At 68.2% G+C, this 19,887-nt stretch carries 20 protein-coding genes; 7 read left to right on the top strand and 13 right to left on the bottom strand.

Annotated elements, in window-relative coordinates; translation table 11 throughout:
- Nucleotides 1-7 precede the first annotated feature (7 nt).
- Genes ltnD through otnI form a run of 4 tightly spaced genes read left to right on the top strand, consistent with a single transcriptional unit; the run spans nucleotide 8 to nucleotide 3,733 of the window.
- Nucleotides 8-904 carry an L-threonate dehydrogenase gene (gene ltnD, locus QZ994_RS05760; RefSeq protein ID WP_290869495.1) on the top strand — a complete coding sequence of 299 codons (897 nt, stop codon included), beginning with the start codon at nucleotides 8-10 and terminating at the stop codon, nucleotides 902-904.
- Entirely contained in the window at nucleotides 901-2,190 is a 1,290-nt protein-coding gene (gene otnK / locus QZ994_RS05755; protein ID WP_290869492.1) for a 3-oxo-tetronate kinase, read from the top strand. The genes ltnD and otnK overlap by 4 nt, the downstream gene beginning before the upstream one ends.
- A gap of 17 nt (nucleotides 2,191-2,207) precedes the next feature.
- On the top strand, nucleotides 2,208-2,897 hold the full coding sequence (locus tag QZ994_RS05750) for an aldolase (protein WP_290869527.1): 690 nt from the start codon (nucleotides 2,208-2,210) through the stop codon (nucleotides 2,895-2,897).
- Between the two features lie 23 nt (nucleotides 2,898-2,920).
- Nucleotides 2,921-3,733, top strand: a complete 813-nt coding sequence (gene otnI, locus QZ994_RS05745; protein WP_290869489.1) for a 2-oxo-tetronate isomerase — start codon at nucleotides 2,921-2,923, stop codon at nucleotides 3,731-3,733.
- A 29-nt stretch (nucleotides 3,734-3,762) separates the two neighbouring features.
- Here the strand turns inward: otnI and QZ994_RS05740 are convergent, their stop codons facing one another.
- The 9 genes from QZ994_RS05740 to QZ994_RS05700 all read right to left on the bottom strand — a co-directional run bounded on the left by QZ994_RS05740 (nucleotide 3,763) and on the right by QZ994_RS05700 (nucleotide 13,575).
- Nucleotides 3,763-5,109 carry a diguanylate cyclase gene (locus QZ994_RS05740; RefSeq protein WP_290869486.1) on the bottom strand — a complete coding sequence of 449 codons (1,347 nt, stop codon included), beginning with the start codon at nucleotides 5,107-5,109 and terminating at the stop codon, nucleotides 3,763-3,765.
- Nucleotides 5,106-5,951 (bottom strand): ABC transporter substrate binding protein, encoded by an 846-nt coding sequence (locus tag QZ994_RS05735; protein WP_290869483.1) that lies wholly within the window; start codon nucleotides 5,949-5,951, stop codon nucleotides 5,106-5,108. Before QZ994_RS05735 ends, QZ994_RS05740 begins: the two co-directional genes overlap by 4 nt.
- Nucleotides 5,952-6,048: 97 nt before the next feature.
- Nucleotides 6,049-7,965 (bottom strand): TonB-dependent siderophore receptor, encoded by a 1,917-nt coding sequence (locus tag QZ994_RS05730; RefSeq protein WP_290869480.1) that lies wholly within the window; start codon nucleotides 7,963-7,965, stop codon nucleotides 6,049-6,051.
- 149 nt (nucleotides 7,966-8,114) lie between these two features.
- On the bottom strand, nucleotides 8,115-9,122 hold the full coding sequence (locus QZ994_RS05725; protein ID WP_290869477.1) for an aldo/keto reductase: 1,008 nt from the start codon (nucleotides 9,120-9,122) through the stop codon (nucleotides 8,115-8,117).
- A gap of 7 nt (nucleotides 9,123-9,129) precedes the next feature.
- Nucleotides 9,130-10,095, bottom strand: a complete 966-nt coding sequence (locus QZ994_RS05720; RefSeq protein WP_290869474.1) for a Gfo/Idh/MocA family oxidoreductase — start codon at nucleotides 10,093-10,095, stop codon at nucleotides 9,130-9,132.
- A 14-nt stretch (nucleotides 10,096-10,109) separates the two neighbouring features.
- The gene (locus QZ994_RS05715) at nucleotides 10,110-11,042 is read right to left on the bottom strand and encodes an amidohydrolase family protein (protein WP_290869470.1); all 933 of its coding nucleotides are present in this window, start codon (nucleotides 11,040-11,042) and stop codon (nucleotides 10,110-10,112) included.
- A gap of 50 nt (nucleotides 11,043-11,092) precedes the next feature.
- A complete protein-coding gene (gene ligK / locus QZ994_RS05710) occupies nucleotides 11,093-11,776 on the bottom strand; it encodes a 4-carboxy-4-hydroxy-2-oxoadipate aldolase/oxaloacetate decarboxylase (protein WP_290869468.1) in 684 nt (227 codons plus the stop codon).
- Between the two features lie 26 nt (nucleotides 11,777-11,802).
- A complete protein-coding gene (locus QZ994_RS05705) occupies nucleotides 11,803-12,831 on the bottom strand; it encodes an amidohydrolase family protein (RefSeq protein ID WP_290869465.1) in 1,029 nt (342 codons plus the stop codon).
- Between the two features lie 54 nt (nucleotides 12,832-12,885).
- Nucleotides 12,886-13,575, bottom strand: coding sequence for a substrate-binding domain-containing protein (locus QZ994_RS05700; protein ID WP_290869462.1), 690 nt, complete (start codon nucleotides 13,573-13,575; stop codon nucleotides 12,886-12,888).
- Nucleotides 13,576-13,939: 364 nt separating this feature from the next.
- Between QZ994_RS05700 and QZ994_RS05695 the strand changes: the two genes are divergently transcribed.
- A complete protein-coding gene (locus QZ994_RS05695; RefSeq protein ID WP_290869459.1) occupies nucleotides 13,940-15,196 on the top strand; it encodes a diguanylate cyclase in 1,257 nt (418 codons plus the stop codon).
- Between the two features lie 82 nt (nucleotides 15,197-15,278).
- Nucleotides 15,279-15,878 (top strand): LysE family translocator, encoded by a 600-nt coding sequence (locus QZ994_RS05690; RefSeq protein ID WP_290869456.1) that lies wholly within the window; start codon nucleotides 15,279-15,281, stop codon nucleotides 15,876-15,878.
- A 35-nt stretch (nucleotides 15,879-15,913) separates the two neighbouring features.
- Here QZ994_RS05690 and QZ994_RS05685 read toward each other — a convergent pair whose 3' ends face one another.
- Genes QZ994_RS05685 through QZ994_RS05675 form a run of 3 tightly spaced genes read right to left on the bottom strand, consistent with a single transcriptional unit; the run spans nucleotide 15,914 to nucleotide 18,154 of the window.
- On the bottom strand, nucleotides 15,914-16,903 hold the full coding sequence (locus tag QZ994_RS05685) for a LysR family transcriptional regulator (protein WP_290869452.1): 990 nt from the start codon (nucleotides 16,901-16,903) through the stop codon (nucleotides 15,914-15,916).
- 14 nt (nucleotides 16,904-16,917) lie between these two features.
- The gene (locus QZ994_RS05680) at nucleotides 16,918-17,757 is read right to left on the bottom strand and encodes a class III extradiol dioxygenase family protein (RefSeq protein WP_290869449.1); all 840 of its coding nucleotides are present in this window, start codon (nucleotides 17,755-17,757) and stop codon (nucleotides 16,918-16,920) included.
- A 37-nt stretch (nucleotides 17,758-17,794) separates the two neighbouring features.
- Complete coding sequence (locus QZ994_RS05675; protein ID WP_290869446.1) at nucleotides 17,795-18,154, bottom strand: protocatechuate 4,5-dioxygenase subunit alpha; 360 nt, start codon at nucleotides 18,152-18,154, stop codon at nucleotides 17,795-17,797.
- Between the two features lie 120 nt (nucleotides 18,155-18,274).
- On the opposite strand from QZ994_RS05675, the gene QZ994_RS05670 reads away from it, so the two are divergent.
- Nucleotides 18,275-19,201, top strand: coding sequence for a LysR family transcriptional regulator (locus tag QZ994_RS05670; RefSeq protein WP_290869443.1), 927 nt, complete (start codon nucleotides 18,275-18,277; stop codon nucleotides 19,199-19,201).
- A gap of 19 nt (nucleotides 19,202-19,220) precedes the next feature.
- Here the strand turns inward: QZ994_RS05670 and QZ994_RS05665 are convergent.
- Nucleotides 19,221-19,887 (bottom strand): methyl-accepting chemotaxis protein (locus QZ994_RS05665; protein WP_290869441.1); only part of this gene is annotated, 667 nt, incomplete at its 5' end.

Raw genomic sequence — 19,887 nt, 5'->3', positions numbered from 1 at the left:
CCTTCACATGACCACCTCCACCGTCGGCATCATCGGCCTGGGCGCCATGGGCGCGGGCATCGCCAAGACCCTGCGCGATCGCGGCCACAACGTGGCCGTCTGCGATGTGCGCCCCGGCGCCGCAGAAGCCTTCGCCGCACAAGGCGGCACCGCCTGCGCCAATCCGGCCGAAGTGGCCGCGATCAGCCAGGTGGTGGTGTCGGTGGTGGTGAACGCCGCCCAGACCGAGGCAGTGCTCTTTGGCGAACACGGTGCCGCAGCCACCATGCAGGCTGGCGCCACCTTCATCATGTGCTCCACGGTAGACCCCAACTGGTCGGTCGCCATGGAAGGCCGCCTCAACGCCCTAGGCCTGCACTACATCGATGCGCCAATCTCGGGCGGCGCCGCCAAGGCCGCATCCGGCCAGATGACCATGATGACCTCGGCCAAACCCGAAGCCTACGCTGCTGCAGGCAAGGTGCTCGACGACATGGCCGGCAAGGTTTACCGCCTGGGCGACTGCGCCGGCGCGGGAAGCAAGGTCAAGATCATCAACCAGCTGCTGGCCGGTGTGCACATCGCCGTGGCCGCCGAAGCCATGGCCCTGGGCCTGCGCGAAGGCGTCAAGGCCGATGCCCTGTACGACGTGATCACGAACAGCGCCGGCAACAGCTGGATGTTCGAAAACCGCATGGCCCACGTGCTCGCCGGTGACTACACGCCGCTGTCGGCCGTCGACATCTTCGTGAAGGACTTGGGCCTGGTGCTCGACACCGCACGCGCCACAAAGTTTCCGCTGCCCCTGGCCGCCACCGCGCACCAGATGTTCATGCAAGCCTCGACCGCTGGCTTTGCCAAGGAAGACGACAGCGCCGTGATCAAGATTTTCCCTGGCATCACCCTGCCCGAGGCCAAGGCATGAGCACGACCCGCCGCATCAAACTGGGCTGCATCGCCGACGACTTCACCGGCGCCACCGACCTGGCCAACAACCTCGTGCGCGCAGGCATGCGCGTGGTGCAGACCATCGGCGTGCCGCATGGCCCGCTGGATACGGATGCCGACGCTGTGGTCGTGGCGCTGAAATCGCGCACCATCCCGCCGGCCGAAGCCATCGACCAGTCCCTGGTGGCCCTGCAGTGGTTGCAAGAACAAGGCGCGCAGCAGATCTACTTCAAGTACTGCTCCACCTTCGACAGCACCGCCACCGGCAACATCGGCCCCGTGACCGAGGCCCTCATGGCCGCGCTGAACACACCCTTCACCATCGCCACGCCGGCCTTCCCGGACAACAAGCGCACGGTGTTCAAGGGCTACCTGTTTGCAGGCGAAGGCCTGCTCAACGAGAGCGGCATGCAGAACCACCCGCTCACCCCCATGACAGACCCCAACCTGGTCCGCGTGCTGCAAGCCCAAACGCGTGGAAAGGTTGGCCTGATCGACCATCAGGTCGTGGCGCAGGGCGAAGCCGCCATCCGCGCTCGCATCGAGACCCTGAAGGCCGAGGGCGTGGCCGTGGCCATCGTTGATGCCATCTCGAACGCCGACCTGCTGCGCATGGCCCCGGCCCTGAAAGACCTGCCCCTGCTGACCGCCGGCTCTGGCGTGGCCATCGGCCTACCCGCCAACTTTGGCCTGGCGCCCTCGTCTGAGGCCAGCAGCCTGCCTGTGGCCCGGGGCCTGCGTGCCATCGTTTCTGGCAGCTGCTCGGTGGCCACCAACCAGCAGGTGCTGGACTTCATCCAGCGCGGCGGCGAGGCCCTTGCCATCGATCCCCTGCGCATCGCATCGGGTGCCAACGTGGCGGCCGAAGCCCTCGCCTGGGCGGAAGCGCGCGTGAACCGGGGCCCGGTGCTGGTGTACTCCACGGCCGAGCCGTCGGCCGTGCGCGCCATCCAGGGCCAGCTTGGCGTGGAAGAGGCCGGCGCCATGGTCGAGCGCACCATCGCCACCATCGCGCACGGCCTGGTCGAGCGCGGCGTGCGCCAGCTCGTGGTGGCAGGTGGTGAGACCTCGGGCGCCTGCGTGCAGGCCCTGGGCATCGCCCAGATGCGCATCGGCCCACAGATCGACCCAGGCGTACCGTGGTGCCACGCCGTGGCAAAAGGCGCGCCAGAGGGCTTGCACATCACGCTCAAGTCGGGCAACTTCGGCACCGCCGACTTCTTCACCAAGGCCTTCGCCCAACTCGACACCCCCACCGCATGAGCACCCCTCTCGCTTTCATGGACGAAGCCCAGGCCCGCGACGAGATCTGCCGAGTGGGTCGATCCCTGTTCGAGCGGGGCTATGTGCACGCCACAGCTGGCAACATCAGCGTGCGCCTGGCCGACGGCTACCTGATCACACCGACCGATGCATGCCTGGGCGCCCTGCAGCCAGAGCGCCTGGCTCGCCTGGACGCCGATGGCCAGCAACTGAGCGGAGACCGCGGCAGCAAGACCATCGTGCTGCACCGCCGGATCTACGCCGCCAGCGAGGCCACGGCCGCACCGGCACGCTGCGTGATCCACACGCACAGCACTCACCTCGTCGCCTGCTCGCTGGCGGCGGCCTCCTCAGCCGGTGGCCAATGGACAGAGGGCGCCGATCTGCTGCCGCCCATCACACCCTACTTCGTGATGAAAGTGGGCCACGTTCCCCACATCGCCTACCACCGCCCGGGGGCACCCGAAGCCGCAGAAGCCGTGGCCCGCGCCATCGCCCGCCATGCGGCGGCCGGGCACCCGATACGCGCCGTGATGCTGGCCCGATTGGGCCCCAATGTGTGGCACGAAACGCCAGCCTCTGCCATGGCCACGCTGGAAGAGCTGGAAGAAACCGCCCGCCTGTGGCAGCTCAGCGGCCCCGGCATCACGCCCTTGAATGCAACCCAGCTTGCCGAGCTGCGCGCCACCTTTGGCGCCGCCTGGTGAGCCCCGACGACCGAAAGCCCCCCATGCCCCGTTTCGCCGCCAACCTGTCCATGCTCTACAACGACGTGGACTTCCTCGACCGCTTTGCCGCCGCCGCGCGCGATGGCTTCCAGGCCGTGGAGTACCTCTTCCCTTACGCCTTCCCCGCAGCCCAGCTGGCCGAGCTGCTTCAGGCTCACGGCCTGAGCCAGGTGCTGTTCAACGCCCCTCCGGGCAACTGGGATGGCGGTGAGCGCGGCCTGGCCTGCATCCCGGGGCGCGAGGCCGAGTTCGCCGAAGGCATCGACCAGGCCCTGGCCTATGCCGCCGTGCTGGGCTCGCCCCGCGTCCACGTGATGGCCGGCCTGCTGCCCGCGGGCGCAACGCGTGAAAGCGTGCATGCCACCTACGTGTCCAACCTGCGTGTGGCCGCAGGCAAGGCCGCGGCCGCCGGGGTCGACATCCTGATCGAGCCCATCAACACGCGCGACATGCCCGGCTTCTTCCTGAACCGCCAGGACCAGGCCCACGCGCTGGTGGCCGAGATCGGCGCGCCCAACGTCAAGGTGCAGATGGACCTCTACCACCTGCAGATCGTCGAGGGCGACGTGGCCATGAAGCTCAAGCAGTACCTGCCCACGGGCCGGGTCGGCCACATCCAGATCGCCGGGGTGCCCGAGCGCCACGAGCCCGATGTGGGCGAACTGAACCACGCCTACCTGTTCAAGGTGATCGATGCCCTGGGCTTCGATGGCTGGATCGGCTGCGAATACCGCCCCGCACGCGGCAACACGCCGGGCGCCACCTCGGCCGGCCTGGGCTGGATGACAGCGGCAGGACAGGCCACCCCGACCTGATCCCATCCCTCACCCGGCGGCATGCCGGGTCAGGGTGAGGCCGCCTCGTCCAGGCCTTGGCCTTCCAGCACCACCCGGTTGCGGCCCAGGGCCTTGGCGCGGTAGAGCGCCGCATCGGCCCGGGCCAGCCAGCCGTTGAGGGTCAACTCACGCGGGTCGAACTGCGCCACGCCGATGCTGACCGTGAAGTGCAACGGCCTGCCGTCCACCTGCAGGTGGCTGTTGGCAAAGGCCAGCCGGATGCGCTCGGCCAGCGCGGTCGACTGCTCGGCCGTGATGTTGGGCAGCAGCACCACGAACTCTTCGCCACCCAGGCGAGCGACCAGGTCGACCTTGCGCACCTGCTGCACCACGGTCTGCGCAAAGCTCACCAGCACGGCATCGCCCGTGACGTGGCCGTGGGTGTCGTTCACGGCCTTGAAATGGTCCAGATCCATCATCAGCAGCGACAGCTCGGTGCGGTAGCGCAGGGCGCGCTGCATCTCGGCCTCGGCCGCTTCCGAGAAGGCCCGGCGGCTGGCCACACCGGTCAGGGCGTCGGTGCGGGCGGCCTGCTCGGCGGCGTCCTTCTGAGCACGCAGCTCCTGCGTGGCCTGGTCGATCTGCTGCTGCAGCTCTTCCTGCGTCACGGCAATGCGGGCGATCATGGCGTTGATGCCCTGGGCCAGCGGGCCCAGGATGCCGCTGGCATTGACGTCGGCGCGCGCGCCCAGCTGGCCCTGCCCCACACGCTCGACCACGCGGTTGATGCGCGCGATCTGCGAGGTGATCATGGCCGCGATCAGCGAGGCCAGCAGGCCTGCCAGCAGCAGGCCACCGGCGGCGGTCCACAGCGTCCAGACCAGCAGGTCATGGCGCTGCTGGGCCAGGGCGTCGAGCGACATCTCCAGCACCGCGTAGCCCAGCAGGCGGCCACGCTGGCCGTGGGGCTGCTCATCGATGGCCGGCGCCTGGGGGCCGTAGGGGTCTTCAATCGGCACGGCACTCGGGTACAGCGGCTGCACCACCACCAGGCGGTCGTGCATCAGCACCTGCAGGGTGCCATCGAAAACGGGCAGCCGGTCTTTCACCTGGCCGGCAGAAGCGCGCACCTGGCCCTGGGCGTTGTAGACCCGCACGCCGCGCAGCTGGGCGTCGCTGCGCATGGCGGACTCGGCCAGGCGCACCAGGCCCTCGTGGTCGCCCGCGAACACCATGAACTCGGCCGCGCTGCCCAGCTGACGGGCCGAAGCGATGCCACGGTCACGCAGGGCCCCGGCCATGCGGTCGCCGTACATCGAAGCCACCCCGATCACCAACAAGGCGATCACGACCATGGCCGGCAAGGCCGTGGCCAGCCACAAGCGCATTCGGATACCGCCCAACTGCAGCGTCATCTCAAGCCTTCCTGACGCCGCAGGGCCTCAGTCAATTCGGTTACATCGGGAACGTCCAGCCCCAGGGATCGGGAGACCTGCTCGTTGACCACGACGGTGAAGCCCTCGGCAGGCCGCGAGGCGGGCCAGTTGCTCGCCGCGATCGGGGGCTTGAGCATGGCCGCCAGCTGCCGCCCGACCTGGGCCGGGCTGGCGTACAGGCCCAGGGTGGCGCCGGACTTCACCAGGGCCGGCGAGTAGCCCACCACCGGCACGCGCTGGCGGTAGGCCGTGATCAGCGTGTTCTGCAAGGCGGTGGGGTCGCCCACGGTGCGGTCCGGCAGGACCAGCAGCACCTCGGCATCGGCCAGCACGGCGCGCAGGCTGGGGTACATCTCGTCGGCCTGGTTGACGCTGCCCACCACCAGCTGCAGGCCGCGGTCGGCGGCGGCCTTGGCCAGGGCGGGGCGCAGGCCCTGGGTGGCCGGGCCCAGCAGCACGCCCACGCGGTTCAGGCGGGGCAGGGCACGGCGGATCAGTTCCAGGTAGCGCTCAAAGGGCTGGTCCAGCCAGGCGGCCGACACCCAGGCTGGCGGGCGCTTCCAGATCGCGTTGAAGCCATCGCGTGGCAGCAGGCCGGCCAGCATGGGCACGCGGGCCCATTCCGGGCTGGCCTCGGCGCGGGCCATGGCCAGCTGGGTTGCGGCACTGCCCAGGGTGATCAGGGCCGATGGCAGGGGGCTGGCAGGCAGATCTCGGGCGCTCAGCACCACCAGCTCCCGGCCGCGGAGGGCAGGTCGCCACTCGGCCTGCAGGGCCGAAACCACCTCGTTGTAGGTGGGCGACTGGTCCGACAGCAGCACCCAGACGGGCGCCTCACCCGCCGCCCACGCGCCACGCCCCGTCACCGCCAGGCCCAGGCCCAGCAGGTGGTTCAGAGTGTGGCGACGCGTGAGCAGTTCAGATCTCCAGCCTGAGGGTCAGGAAGCTGCGGCGTCCTTCTTCGAAACCCTTGCGTGGCAGGAAGAAGGGGCGTGCGCCCTCGACCGACTGCACGGTGAACGCCGCTTCGGCGCGACTGGCACCGAGGCGGAAAGGATAAGCCAGGCGCACGTCGGTTCGGTGCTGAACCGGCAACAGGTCGCGCTGGTCGCGCCAGGTCATGCTGCCGGTCATCTGGTAGATGGCGCTGAACTGCCACTGGCAAGGCAGCTGCTGGAACAGCGCCACCGTGGTGACGTGCTCGGGCGGCTGGCGCTCCAGGCGCTTGGCGAACACGCTGTAGTGCCACTTGTAGCGGGTGCTGTTCTGGTTGAGCCAGATCTCGGTGGTCGACATCGGCTTCCAGCGCAGCTGGTACTCGACGCCGCGCAGGTCCACGCCCGGCACGTTGCGGTAGTCGTCGTAGCCGACCCGGGTGTAGTCGCGGCCCCAGATGGCGGTGTCCATGCGCTCGTTGAAGGCGCGCACGTCCAGCGTCAGGCGGGCATCGAGGAAACGGCCGAAGTAACCCAGCTCCTGGCTGCGCAGCTTTTCGGGGCGCGCGTCGCCACTGGCCAGCACCTCGCGGCCATCGAAGACGCCGTTGACGTAACGCTGGATGTCGCCCTTGGACTCGAACAGCGTGGGCGGGCGCACCGAATCGGTCACACCGGCACGGAAGGTGTGCTCCGGCGTGGCCAGCCAGTTCACCATCAGGCGCGGCGCGGTGTAGGTGCCGACCACGCTCTGCTGGCCCACGAAGAGGCCGGCGTTGAACAGCCACTCGGGCGTGGCACGCCATTCCACCGTGCCAAAGAGGCGCTCTTCGTGGAAGGACACCCAGTTCATCGTGGCGTACAGCGCCTGGGACTGGGCCCGTTCGTACTTGTAGCCCACACCGACCACCGCACGCACGTCGGCACCCAGGCCCAGCTTGCGCTGGACCTCGAGGTTGCTGCGCTGCCCCACGCCGCCGTAGTCCAGCCAGAGATCGGGGTTGTTGAGGGCGGCCACGTTGTCGTGCTTCCAGTCCTCCATGTAGTCGGCCGAGACCTGCAGCTCGTCGGTGGCGCTCAGCTGCCTGCGCCACACGGCGTTGAGGTAGCTGTCACGCGTGTCGATGGTGTGCAGCGGGTTGTAGGTGTCGGTCAGGAAACCTTCACCGGCCGACAGGTAGGACAGGCCGGCCGTGACCATCACGTCGTCGAGCGCGTTGGGCTTGAAGTCGATGCGGCCGTGGACCTGGCTGAGGTGCTTGTCGTCGTAGGCGTTGAGATAGCCGGTGTCGCGCTGCTCGCCGCCCGAGAGGCGCCAGCTGAAGTTTTCATCGCCCCCACCGATGCGCAGGCGCTTGTCGCGCACACCGTCGTTGCCGCTGGTCAGCGAGACCTCGGCCCCCACGGTGTCGGCACTGTGGCGCGTGATGATGTTGATGACACCGAACATGGCGTTGGCGCCATAGGCCGCCGAGTTGGCGCCCCGCAGCACCTCGATGCGCTCGATGTCTTCCAGCATCACGTCGAGCATGCCGCGCGAGGTGTCGCCCAGGTAGGCCGAGGAATAGACCGAGCGGCCATCGATCAGCACGAGGTTGCGCGTGCCGTAGTCGTCCATCGGGATGTGGTACGCCGCACCCGGGTTCGCGCCATTGCGCCCCCCCGAGAGGTAGCCGGGCACCAGGCGCAGCACCTCCACCACCGTGCGCGCACCCGACAGGCGGATGGTCTGCCGGTCGATGACGGTGAGCGAGCCGGGGGCTTCGTTGAGCGGCTGCTCGAGGCGGCTGGCGGTCAGCACCACAGGCAGGTTGGCGAAGTAGTCCTCTTCGGACGCGATGCGTTCGGCCGCCGCCGCAGGGCCCTGCGCCACATGGGCCAAGACCAGGCCGGTGGCCATCAGCCTGCAAATGATCCTGAAACGTCCCATAGACAACAGCAACATTGGTTAACGATCAGACAAGGCGCCTGATTATCACCGCGTGTGCCACTGCGCAGTGTGAAACGCACAGAGAAAAATGGAGGGCGGGGCGCCACCCCGCGTTGTGCTCAGGCCGGGAAGGCCTCGGTGTCGACTTCCTGCTGCGTGGCGGCGTTGTAGCGCGCACCCTGCACATTGCCAGCGTGGATCAGCGCACCCGCCTGGGCGAGCACCGCCTCGGGCAGCACCAGATCGGCCGCGGCCAGGTCCTCTTCCAGGTGCGCCAGGCTGGTTGTGCCGGGGATGGGAACGATGTGCTCCCCCTGCGCCAGCAACCAGGCCAGGGACAGCTGGGCCGGCGTGCAGCCTGCGTCGCGCGCCAGGGCCTCGAACGCCCCCATCAGCTGCAGGTTGGCCGGGTAGAGCGTGGGCGAAAACCGGGGCATGGCGCGGCGGATGTCCTTCGCATCCAGCGAGGCCACCTCGCGCAGCGCCCCCGTCAGGAATCCCCGCCCCACCGGGCTGAAGGCCACAAAGGCCGTGCCCAGTTCGCGACAGGTGTCGAGCACACCGAGTTCAGGGTTGCGGGTCCACAGCGAATACTCGGTCTGCAGGGCGGCAATGGGGTGCACGGCATGGGCGCGGCGCAAGGTCTGCGCCGAGACCTCGCTCAGGCCGATGCTGCGCACCTTGCCTTCGCGCACCAGATCGGCCAGCGCCCCGACCGAGTCCTCGATGGGCACGGTCTTGTCCCAGCGGTGGAGGTAGTAGAGGTCGATGACATCGGTGCGCAGGCGGCGCAGGCTGTCTTCGCAGGTCGCCTTGATCGTGTCGGGGCGACCATCGATGACGCGTTTGACGCCATCGTCGAAGCGCACACCCTGCATGCCGCATTTGCTCGTCAAGGTGATGCGGTGGCGATGGGGCGCCAGCACCTGGCCCACCAGCGTTTCATTGGCCCCGAAGCCGTAGAGCGCGGCCGTGTCGAACAGGGTGCAACCCAGGTCGAGCGCGCGCAGCAAGACCGCCGCGCCCTGCTCGGGCGAAGGCGGCACGCCATAGGCGTGGCTGAGGTTCATGCAGCCCAGGCCGATGGCACTGACGCGGAAGGGGCCGAGCTGGCGGGTGTGGCGCATCACAGGCTCAGTCCTTGAGCTGCTGTTCCAGCTCGTGCAGCACGCGGTAGCAAGGCAGCACGCTGGCCACGCTGGCATTGGGCTGGCGGCCTTCTCGGATGGCCGCGAAGAACTCGCGGTCCTGCAGCTCGATGCCGTTCATCGAGACATCGACCTTCGACACATCGATCTGCTCTTCCTTGCCGTTGAACAGGTCGTCGTAACGGGCGATGTAGGTGGCCGTGTCGCCGATGTAGCGGAAGAAGGTGCCCAGCGGGCCATCGTTGTTGAAGCTCAGCGAGAGCGTGCAGATGGCGCCATTGGCGGCCTTGAGCTGGATGCTCATGTCCATGGCGATGCCCAGCGTGGGATGGATCGGGCCCTGGATCGCATGGGCCTTCACCACGGGGCTGCCGCACTGGTAGGCGAAGAGGTCGACCGTGTGGGCTGCGTGGTGCCACAGCAGGTGGTCCGTCCAGCTGCGCGGCTGGCCCAGCGCGTTCATGTTGCTGCGGCGGAAGAAGTAGGTCTGCACGTCCATCTGCTGGACGTTGAACTCGCCGGCCTGGATCTTCTGGTGCACGTACTGGTGGCTGGGGTTGAAGCGGCGGGTGTGGCCGCACATGGCGACCAGGCCGGTGGCCTCGGCCACGCTGACCACTTCTTCGCCATCGGCCAGCAGGTCGCACAGCGGGATCTCCACCTGCACGTGCTTGCCGGCCTTCAGGCAGGCCAGGGCTTGCGAGGCGTGCATCTGGGTGGGCGTGCACAGGATGACGGCGTCGACCTCGGGCAAGGCCAGGGCCTCGCTCAGTTCGGTGGTGACGTGGCCGATGCCGTACTTGGCGGCGACGGCCTGGGTGGCCGCCAGGTCACGGCTGATCAGGGAAACGACTTCGACACCATCGATCTTCTGGATGCCGTCCAGGTGCTTGATGCCAAAGGCGCCGGCGCCGGCCAGGGCCACTTTGATGGTTTTGTTCACGGGGCTCATGGGTGTGTCCTCTCTCAAACTTCTTCGGGCCAGTACAGGCGCATCGGGTTGTCGACCAGCAGTTTGCGCTGGCCTTCGGCCGTGGGGGCAATGTGCGGGATGAAGTCGACCAGCAGGCCGTCGTCGGGCATGTGGTCCTTCAGGTTGGGATGGGGCCAGTCGGTGCCCCAGAGCACGCGCTCGGGGAACTCGGCCACCACGCGGCGGGCAAAGGGCACGACGTCGGCATAGGCGTTCTGTTCGCCTTGCAGGGCCTTGGGGCCGGTCACGCTCAGGCGCTCGGGGCAGCTCACCTTGCTCCACACATTGGGGTGCTGGCGCATGAACTTCAGGAACAGCTCGAACTCGGGGCCATCGATGGGCTTGCTCACGTCCGGGCGGCCCATGTGGTCCACCACCACGGTGGTGGGCAGGGCGGTGAAGAAGTCCCAGAGCTCGGGCAGGTCGACGGCCTCGAAGTAGATCACCACATGCCAACCCCATTTGGCGATGCGGCTGGCGATCTCCATCAGCTCGTCCTTGGGCGTGAAGTCGACCAGGCGCTTGACGAAGTTGAAGCGCACGCCGCGCACACCGGCGGCATGCAGGGCCTGGATCTCGTCGTCGGTGATGCCGCGCTTGACGGTGGCCACGCCGCGCGCCTTGCCCTCGCTGTGCAGCAGGGCATCGACCAGGGCGCGGTTGTCGGCACCGTGGCAGGTGGCCTGCACGATGACGTTGCGGGCAAAGCCGAGCTGGTCGCGCAGGGCGAAGAGCTGGGCCTTGCTGGCGTCACAGGGGGTGTACTTGCGCTCGGGCGCGTAAGGGAACTCGGCGCCGGGCCCAAACACATGGCAGTGGGCGTCCACCGCCCCGGCGGGCAGCTGGAAACGGGGCTTGGCGGGGCCTTCGTACCAATCGAGCCAGCCTGGGGTCTTGGCGAAGGGGCCTGTGGTGGGTTTGCTCATGGGTCTGCCTTGTGTCGGGGGATTGTGCGGCGGCTTGATGCCTCGGTGCCTCAGTCGATGTACTTCAGGCCGGCGGCGGCCAGGGGCTCGCGCATCTTGTACATGTCCAGGCCCAGCACGCCGTCGGCCAGCTTGGCGCGCTTTTCGCCTTCGAAGCTCTCGCGCTTGGCGGCGGCCTCGGCCACCTTGGCGGCGTTGGCGGCGGGCACGCAGACCACGCCATCGTCGTCGGCCACGATCACGTCACCAGGGTTGACCAGCATGCCGGCGCAGACCACGGGGATGTTGACCGAGCCCAGCGTGGCCTTGATGGTGCCCTTGCTGCTGATGGCCTTGCTCCACACGGGGAAGCCCATCTTCTGCAGTTCCTTCACGTCGCGCACACCGGCATCGATGATGAGGGCGCGGGCACCGCGGGCCATGAAGCTGGTGGCCAGCAGGTCGCCAAAGTAGCCATCGGTGCACTCGGCGGTGATGGCGGCCACGACGATGTCGCCGGGCTGGATCTGCTCTGCGGCCACGTGCATCATCCAGTTGTCACCGGGGTGCAGCAGCACGGTCACGGCGGTGCCGGAGACCTGGGTGCCCGGGTAGATGGGGCGCATGTAGGGCTTGAGCAGGCCGACACGGCCTTGCGCTTCGTGCACGGTGGCGGAACCCAGGGCGGCCATCTGGTCGGTGGCTTCGCGGTTGGCGCGGGTGATGTGGCGGTAAACAACGCCGAGTTCGTACATGGTCTTCTCCAGAAAGCAGGGTGGGATCAAAGGCCTTTGGCCTTGAGCTGGGCATCCAGGCGCGAGAACACGCGGCGGGCGTTGCCCTCGAAGACCAGGAAGCGCTCTTCGTCCGTCAGGTTGTCGGTGGCGTTGACGTAGCGCTTGGTGTCGTCGTAGTAGTAGCCGGTACGGGGGTCGATGCCGCGCACGGCGCCAATCATTTCCGAGGCGAAGAGGATGTTCTTCACCGGGATCACTTCGGTCAGCAGGTTGATGCCGGGCTGGTGGTAGACGCAGGTGTCGAAGAAGATGTTGTTGAGCAGGTGCTCTTCCAGGATCGGCTTCTTCATTTCTTGGGCCAGGCCACGGAAGCGCCCCCAGTGGTAGGGCACGGCGCCGCCGCCATGGGGGATCAGGAACTTCAGGGTGGGGAAGTCCTTGAACAGGTCGGAGGTCAGGCACTGCATGAAGGCCGTGGTATCGGCATTCAGGTAGTGCGAACCGGTGGTGTGGAAGCAGGCGTTGCAGCTGGTGCTGACGTGGATCATCGCGGGGATGTCGTACTCGACCATCTTTTCGTAGATGGGGTACCAGGACTTGTCGCTCAGCGGGGGCGAGGTCCAGTGGCCGCCCGAAGGATCGGGGTTGAGGTTGAGGCCGACGTTGCCGTATTGCTCGACGCACTTGACCAGCTCGGGGATGCAGGTGGCCGGGTCCACGCCGGGCGACTGCGGCAGCATCGCGGCGGGCACGAAGTGATCGGGGAAGAGCTGGGACACGCGGTAGCACAGCTCGTTGCAGATGGCCGCCCAGGTGGCCGAGGTGTTGAAGTCACCGATGTGGTGGGCCATGAAGCTGGCGCGCGGGCTGAAGATGGTCAGGTCGCTGCCACGCTCTTTCATGAGCTTGAGCTGGTTGGTCTCGATGGACTCGCGGATCTCGTCGTCGCTGATCTTGAGGTCGCTGGCCTTGGGGGCCTTGCCGGGGTCCTTCAGGCCGGCGATCTGGAGGTCGCGCCAGAGGCCCAGGGCCGCCGGGGCGGTGGTGTAGTGGCCGTGTACGTCAATGATCATGAGAGGTCTCCAAGAGGGTTCGGTGAGAGAGGGGAAGAAGGCGAACGGACAGGGTCAGACCGGGGCCATGCCCTGGCGGCACTTGGCCTCGGCGGCATCGGGCGAGGCCAGATAGGCCAGGAAGGCGCGCACGGCCTCGGGTTGGGTGCTGGTGGCGCACACGCCGGCCGAGAAGGTGGTGGTGATCTGGATGTCGGCGGGCAGGGGGCCGACGATGTCGATGCCGTCGAGGTGGATGAGCTCGCTGAGCTGCTGGAAGCCCAGGGCCACCTCGCCACGGGCCACGAGCGAGCCCACGGGCACGCCGGGGGGCGCCTGCACGATCCGCGGCGCGATGGTCTCGGCAATGCCCCAGCGTTCGAACAGCCTGGCCAGGGCCACGCCCGAAGGACCGGTGGAATAGCTCAGGCTGGGCGCGGCCAGCACGGCGGCGCGCACGGCGGCTTCGTTGTCGAGCGCGGGGCGAGGGGCGCCGGCCTTCACGGCCACGGCCACGCCGGAATGCACCAGATCGACGCGGCTGCCGGCAAGCACCTGGCCGCTGGCGATGAGCTTGTCGATGGCGTCCGAGGCCAGCACGACCAGGTCGAAGGGCTCGCCCGAAGCCACGCGTTTGGCCGCGTCCACGCCGCCCACCGACTCGATGGCAACGGCCTGGCCGGTGCGCTGGGCAAAGGCGCCCACGAGATCCGCCAGGAGCTGGCGGGTGGCCATCGAAGAAATGCCGGAGAGGGAGGTGGTCATGGCGTCGGAAGGGGTCAAGCGCTGAGGTGGCCTGATTCTTCCGACACGGGGGGTTCTCGGCTACGGCTGGCGCCGTAAAGCAGTTATCTCAAAACGGCATGGCCGCATGGGCCATGGGTGCGTCAAACGCGGATCTGTCGCGAGAAAAGGCGGCGCATGGCCCCAGAAGCCTCAAGAATCCCACGCCCTGCTCGATAAGAGGGGCAATGGCCCCCCTCCAGGGCCATGCGAAGGTGGACGCAACGTGGGTGCAGGCTGGCGGCTTCTGAATCGAATCCGGCAAACATGGCTGGGCGCAGCTGCTGCATGGCGAACGCAGGCCTCGCGGCCCGCCACGAGCAGACAGGCTCGCGACCTCAGCGAGGTGCTGGAGCACAGTGCCGACGCGGTCGTGCAGACCAGCACACTCGGAGCTTTGGACTACCTGAACCCCGCGGCCAGGTTGCTGATGTCGCTCGCACCCGAGGCGCCGGTGAGCACACTGCATGTGCGGCAATTTGCTGCCGCAGGCACCCTGCGGCAACTGGTGCACAGTGTGTTGCCCGCGCTGCAGGGCCGCGGCGTGTGGCTGGGCGAGTTGACCCTGCGCCTGGGCGGAAAGGGGCACGTGCCCTTCAGCGTGATGGCCCTGGCACACCGCGACGCGGCTGGCCGCATTCAGCGCTACTCGGCGGTGTTGCGCGACATTTCAGCCGATGTGCAAGCGCGCCAGCAAATCAAGCGGCAAAACGACATCCTCGGGGCGATCACCGAAGCCTTGCCCGCCACCGTGGTGATCGTGGACTCGCAAGGGCGCTACCGTTTCGTCAACAGCGCCTTCGAGCGCCAGGCGCGGCGCAGCGCCGATCAGATCCTGGGGCGCACCGCGGTGGAGGTGCTGGGCGCAGAGGAAGTGGCCCGGCGCAAGCCCTTCATGATGAAGGCCTTCGCTGGCGAGCCCGTCGACTTCATGCTCGACTACCCCGGCGAGCAAGGCCCCACCTGGCTGGCGCTGCACTGCATCCCCCTGAAACTGGACGGGGTGGTCGACGGCTTTGTGGGCATCAGCCAGGACATCACCACCCATCGGCGCGAGCAAGAGCGGTTGCGCCACCTCGCGGAGCGCGATCCCTTGACGGGCCTGCTCAACCGAGCCGGGTTTGAGCAGGCCGTGGCACGGGAGCGCTGGCGCGAGGGCGACAACCAGCTCGCCTTGCTCTGCATCGATCTGGACCACTTCAAGCCCGTGAACGACGAGCACGGCCACCTCATGGGTGACCGCCTGCTGCAGCGTTTTGCCGAGCGCCTGGCCGCCACGGTGCGCAGCAGCGATCTGGTGACCCGACTGGGTGGCGACGAGTTTGCCATCGTGCTGACGGGGGTACATGACCTGGCCACCGCCGAAGCCGTGGCCGACAAGGTGCTGGCCGCAGCCAGCCGCCCCTTCGACATCGAGGGCCAACGCCTGCGCGTGAGCGCCAGCATTGGCGTGGCGCTGATGGCGCCAGATGACCAGACCCTGGAAGCGGTGATGCTGCGTGCCGACCGTTTGCTCTACCGCGCCAAGGCGGCGGGACGGGGGCGAAAGGTCTCGGGCGCGCCACAGGCGGGCGAGCCCGCCCACGAACACGTGTTCAATTGAAGAAGAAAGCGCCTCAGCCTGAAGGCTGTGCCTGGCGGCCACCTTCATGCGTGGTCCGAATGGCCCACGGTTAGAGTGCGGCATGACCTCCGATGTCCTGCTCGCCTTCCTCCTGTTCGCCTTCGTGTCGTCGATCACGCCGGGGCCCAACAACCTGATGATGCTGTCCTCAGGGCTGCGCTTTGGTTTCAGGGCCTCGCTGCCGCACCTGCTTGGCGTGAGCCTGGGCCATGCCTTCCTGGTGTTCTGCGTGGCGCAAGGCCTGAGCCAGGCGTTCGAGCACCTGCCATGGCTGCAATGGGTGCTCAAGGCACTGGGCGGGGCCTACCTGCTGTACCTGGCCTGGAAGATCGCCATCTCCCCCCCACCCGATGCCGGCGGCGAGGCCCGCGACACGCCCCTGGGCTTCCTGGGGGCGGCGCTCTTTCAGTGGGTCAATCCCAAGGGCTGGATGATGGCGCTGGGCGCCGTCGCGGCCTACCTGCCGCACCACAACAGCGTGCTCGGCACGCTGGGCTTTGCCTCGGTGTTTGCGGTCGTGAACCTGCCTTGTGTGGCCGTGTGGGTGCTGTTCGGGACACGGCTGCGTCAATGGCTGAGCGACCCACTTCGCCTGCGCCTGTTCAACGGGGCGATGGCGGCCGGGCTGGTGCTCTCGCTGTGGCCCATGCTGAAAGGCTGACGCGCCACCCGCGCGGGCACCCTGACCGCGTCCCCTTACCTGGCCTGAGGCAAGCCTGCCACCAGCGCGCGCAGCATCGCCTCCACATGGCGCGTGAGCGCAGTGGGCCGGCGGTTGGAAGGCTGGGCCAGGCAGAGCACGGTCTGCAGCGTGGGGCTGCAGATCGGCCGGGTGCGCAACTCGGCCGCACGCCCCGAGGCCGCCACCGCGCTGGCCGGCAGCACGGCGTAGCCATAGCCGGCGCACACCAGATCGATGATGGCCGGGACGCTGGAAACCTCCCAGGCGATGTCCAGCGTCAGGCCCGCCAAGGTGGCCTGGCCTTCGAGCTGGCGGCGGATCATGTGGGCGCGCTGCGGCAGGATCAGCGGGTAGGCCACCAGCCCGCTCAGCGGGAGGTCACCCGCGGGTGTGCCTCGGCTCGCTTTCGCCCCGGCCGGCGTCGCCTTCACGGGCTCGACCAGACACAGTGGCTCGCTCATCAGCGGCGCCAGCTCCAGCCCGGGCTGGGGTTCGGGGTTGTGCAGCAGGCCCAGGTCGACCCGGCCCGAGGTGAGCCATTCGGCCACGTGGGTCGAGAGGCCCTCCACGATGGCCAGGCGCGCCTTGGGCAGGCTGCGTCGGAAACCGTCGATCAGCGGCACCGTGAGCTGGCGCCCGATGCTGGGCGGCAGGCCCAGGGTGATGTGGCCCACGGGCTCGTCGCGCATGGCGCCCATCTCGGCGCGGGCCTGGGCCAGGTGCTGCAGGATGACGACGCTGTGGTCAAACAGGCGCTGGCCGGCATCGGTCAGGGTCACGCCCCGGCCCGTGCGGGTCAGCAGGGTTTCGCGCAGGCCCACCTCGAGTGTGCGCACCTGCCGGCTCAGGGCCGACTGCGCCACGCCCAGCGAGACCGAAGCCCGGCTGAAGCTGCCGTGCTCGGCCACGCTGACGAAGTATTCGAGCTGCTTGATGTCCATGCCCGGAGTGTGCCGCAGCGCGGCCTCACCGCCTGCGTCCACCCCGGCATGGGCCTGCGGCATGGCGTCAACCGGGCTCAGCGGGGCTCCAGCACCATCAGGCCGGCGGCCGTGTTCGAGATGGGGATGTGGTAGTTGGCGTGCACCTGCTTGACCTGCTCGCCCAGCGCAGCGCGGGTCGCCAGCCACATCAGCAACTCGACACCCTGGGTGCCGGTTTTTTCAACCAGCTCGTTGATGCTGAACTGGGTGGCCCAGTCGGGCTTCTGGCTGACCAGGCTTTCCATGAAGGCCAGGTCAAAGTCCTTGTTGATGAAGCCGGCGCGCTCGCCATCGAGCTGGTGCGACAGGCCACCCGTGCCCATCACCATCACGCGGGCATCCGAGTCCCAGGCGCGGATGGCCTTGCCCACCTCTTCGCCCAGGCGCCAGCAGCGCTTGGCCGTGGGCAGCGGGAACTGCACGGTGTTGAAGCAAATGGGCACCACCTTGACCGGCCACTTCTGGTCGGGCCAGCACAGGGCGTGCGGCAGGGTGAAGGCGTGGTCCACCAGCATCTCCTGGCAGGTGGTGATGTCGAACTCGGCCTCGATCAGGTGGTTGACCAGGTGCCACGACAGGTCCTGCTCGCCCGTGAAGGGCGGCACCTCGGGGATGCCCCAGCCCTCGTCGGCATTGCGGTAGCTGGCGGCGGTGCCCACCGAGAACGTGGGCATCTTGTCGAGGAAGAAGTTCAGGCCATGGTCGTTGTAGAACACGACGACCACATCCGGGCGGGCTTCGGCCAGCCAGTTGTGAACCGGGGCGAAGCCGTCAAAGAAGGGCTTCCAGTAAGGGTCGTTCTGCAGGCCTTTGGCGATGGCGCGGCCAATGGCGGGGACGTGAGAGGTGGCGATGCCGCCGACGATGTGGGCCATGGTGTGGGTGCTCCGGAGCGGGGGGTCGGTGGCGAAATCAGTGGGCGTAGGCGGCGAGCATGGCGATGAACTCCGCCTTGGTCTTGCCGGTTTGCTGGGCGCCCAGGTCCTGCACGTCGAGGCCGAAGATGCCGGCGAACTTGGCCAGGTAGTAGACGTTGCCGCCGGCGGCGATCAACTGCAGCACGTTCTTGGCTTCCACGGCCGCGCGCTGCTCGGGGGTGAGCTGGTAGCGCTCGCAGTAGGCGGCCTCGTCGGCCTTGAAGGCGGCGCGGTTGGCCGCGTCGTTGAAGGAATAGCACATCTTGTTGAGCTGGTAGCCCTTGCGGGCCTGCTCGCCATCGAACAAGGTGGTGCCAGGGATGGCCGGCTGGGCGGCCTTTGCATGAATGACCATGATGGGTGTCTCCTCGGTGGGCGCGGCTTCTGTCACGCTGGGGCGGAGTATTCCGCCGGGCTTGCCATCAATCAACGCATCCACGATCATGTGATCCATGAACAAAACAGATGGATCAACGTGAACCGCGACCTGCACCTCGATCTGGACGGCCGCCTGCTCAGCCTGCTGGTGGCGGTGCACGACACGGGCTCGGTCACGGCCGCCGCGGGGCAACTGGGGCTGTCGCAATCGGCGGTGAGCCACGGGCTGGAGCGCCTGCGCGGCCTGCTGGGCGACGCCCTCTTCGTGAAAATGGGCCGCGGCATCGCGCCCACGGCCCGCGCCAAGGCCCTGACCGAACAGGCGCGCAGCCTGCTCGAACAGATGCGCCACTTCACCGCCAGCGACGAACTGCGTCTGGACCGCCTGGAAACGACCTGGACGGTGGCCGCCAACGACCTGCAATGCGAGCTGCTGCTGCCACGCTGGCTGCGCCGGGTGCAGGCGCGGGCGCCAGGCTTTCGGCTGCGGGTGATCCCTTCGACCGTGCCGACGCTGGAGTTGCTGCGCGACGCCCAGTGCCAGATGGTGATCTCACCCCGTCCGCCCGAGAGCGATGACATCGTGCAAAAGCGCCTCTTTGCCGACACCTACCGGGTGTTTTACGACCCCGCCGAGCGCGAAGCCCCGGGTGATCTGGCCAGCTACCAGGGCGCGGGCCACGTGACGGTGCAGTACGTGCCCTCGCAGCGCAGCCTGGGCATCGACCACTGGCTGAGCGACCACGGCGTGCAGCGCCGCATCGCGGTGACGGTGCCGGCCTTTGCCAACATCCGCGGTTTCATCGAGGGCAGTGCCCTGCTGGCGACCCTGCCCGGCCTGCTGGCGCGGGGGCCGCTCAAGGGCCTGGCGACGGCCGAGCTGCCGCTGGCCGGACCGGAGATGCCGATGTACGCCGTCTGGCACCTGCGCCACAACCAGGATTTGGTGCACCGCTGGCTGCGCCTGCAGCTCGAAGAGGTGGTGGCCGAGGTCATGGGACCTCAGGCGCCAGGCCCGGGCTGAACCCGGGCCGCGCTGGGGATCAGAAGGTTTCCCAGTCCAGCGATTCGCCCTGGCTCTGCGAGGCGCTGCTGGCGCGGGCCGGTGCCGGGGCGGGCGTGAAGGCCTGTGCGGCCGGGGCAGGGGCCGCAGCCGGGCGAGACGGGCTCACCGCAGGCTTGGCCACTGCGCCGCCCTTGAAGGCCGTGGGGCGGGGTGCCGCAGCGTGGTGGGCCTGGCTGTGGCCTGTTTCGCCCCCGCTCAGCTTGAACACGCTGACCATCTCGGCCATGGTGGCGGCCTGGTGGCGCAGGCTCTCGGCCGCCGCGGCGCTTTCCTCCACCAGGGCAGCGTTCTGCTGGGTCACCTGGTCGAGCTGGGTCACCGCATCGCCCACCTGGCCGATGCCGGTGGACTGCTCGGCGGTGGCGCTGGAAATCTCGCTGATCAGGTCGCTGACGCGCTTCACCTGGGTCACGATCTCGTTCATCGAGGCGCCGGCCTCGTCCACCTGGCGGGCACCCACGTCCACCTTTTCCACGCTGGCGTTGATCAGGGACTTGATCTCCTTGGCGGCCTCGGCCGAGCGGCTGGCCAGGGTGCGCACCTCGCCGGCCACCACGGCAAAGCCGCGGCCCTGTTCACCGGCACGGGCGGCTTCCACCGCGGCGTTCAGCGCCAGGATGTTGGTCTGGAAGGCGATGCCGTCG

This window comes from Aquabacterium sp. (genome assembly GCF_021768455.1).
Lineage (GTDB): Bacteria > Pseudomonadota > Gammaproteobacteria > Burkholderiales > Burkholderiaceae_C > Aquabacterium.
Note: the sequence above shows the minus strand (reverse complement) of the source record. Positions and strands in the feature narration are given on the sequence as shown.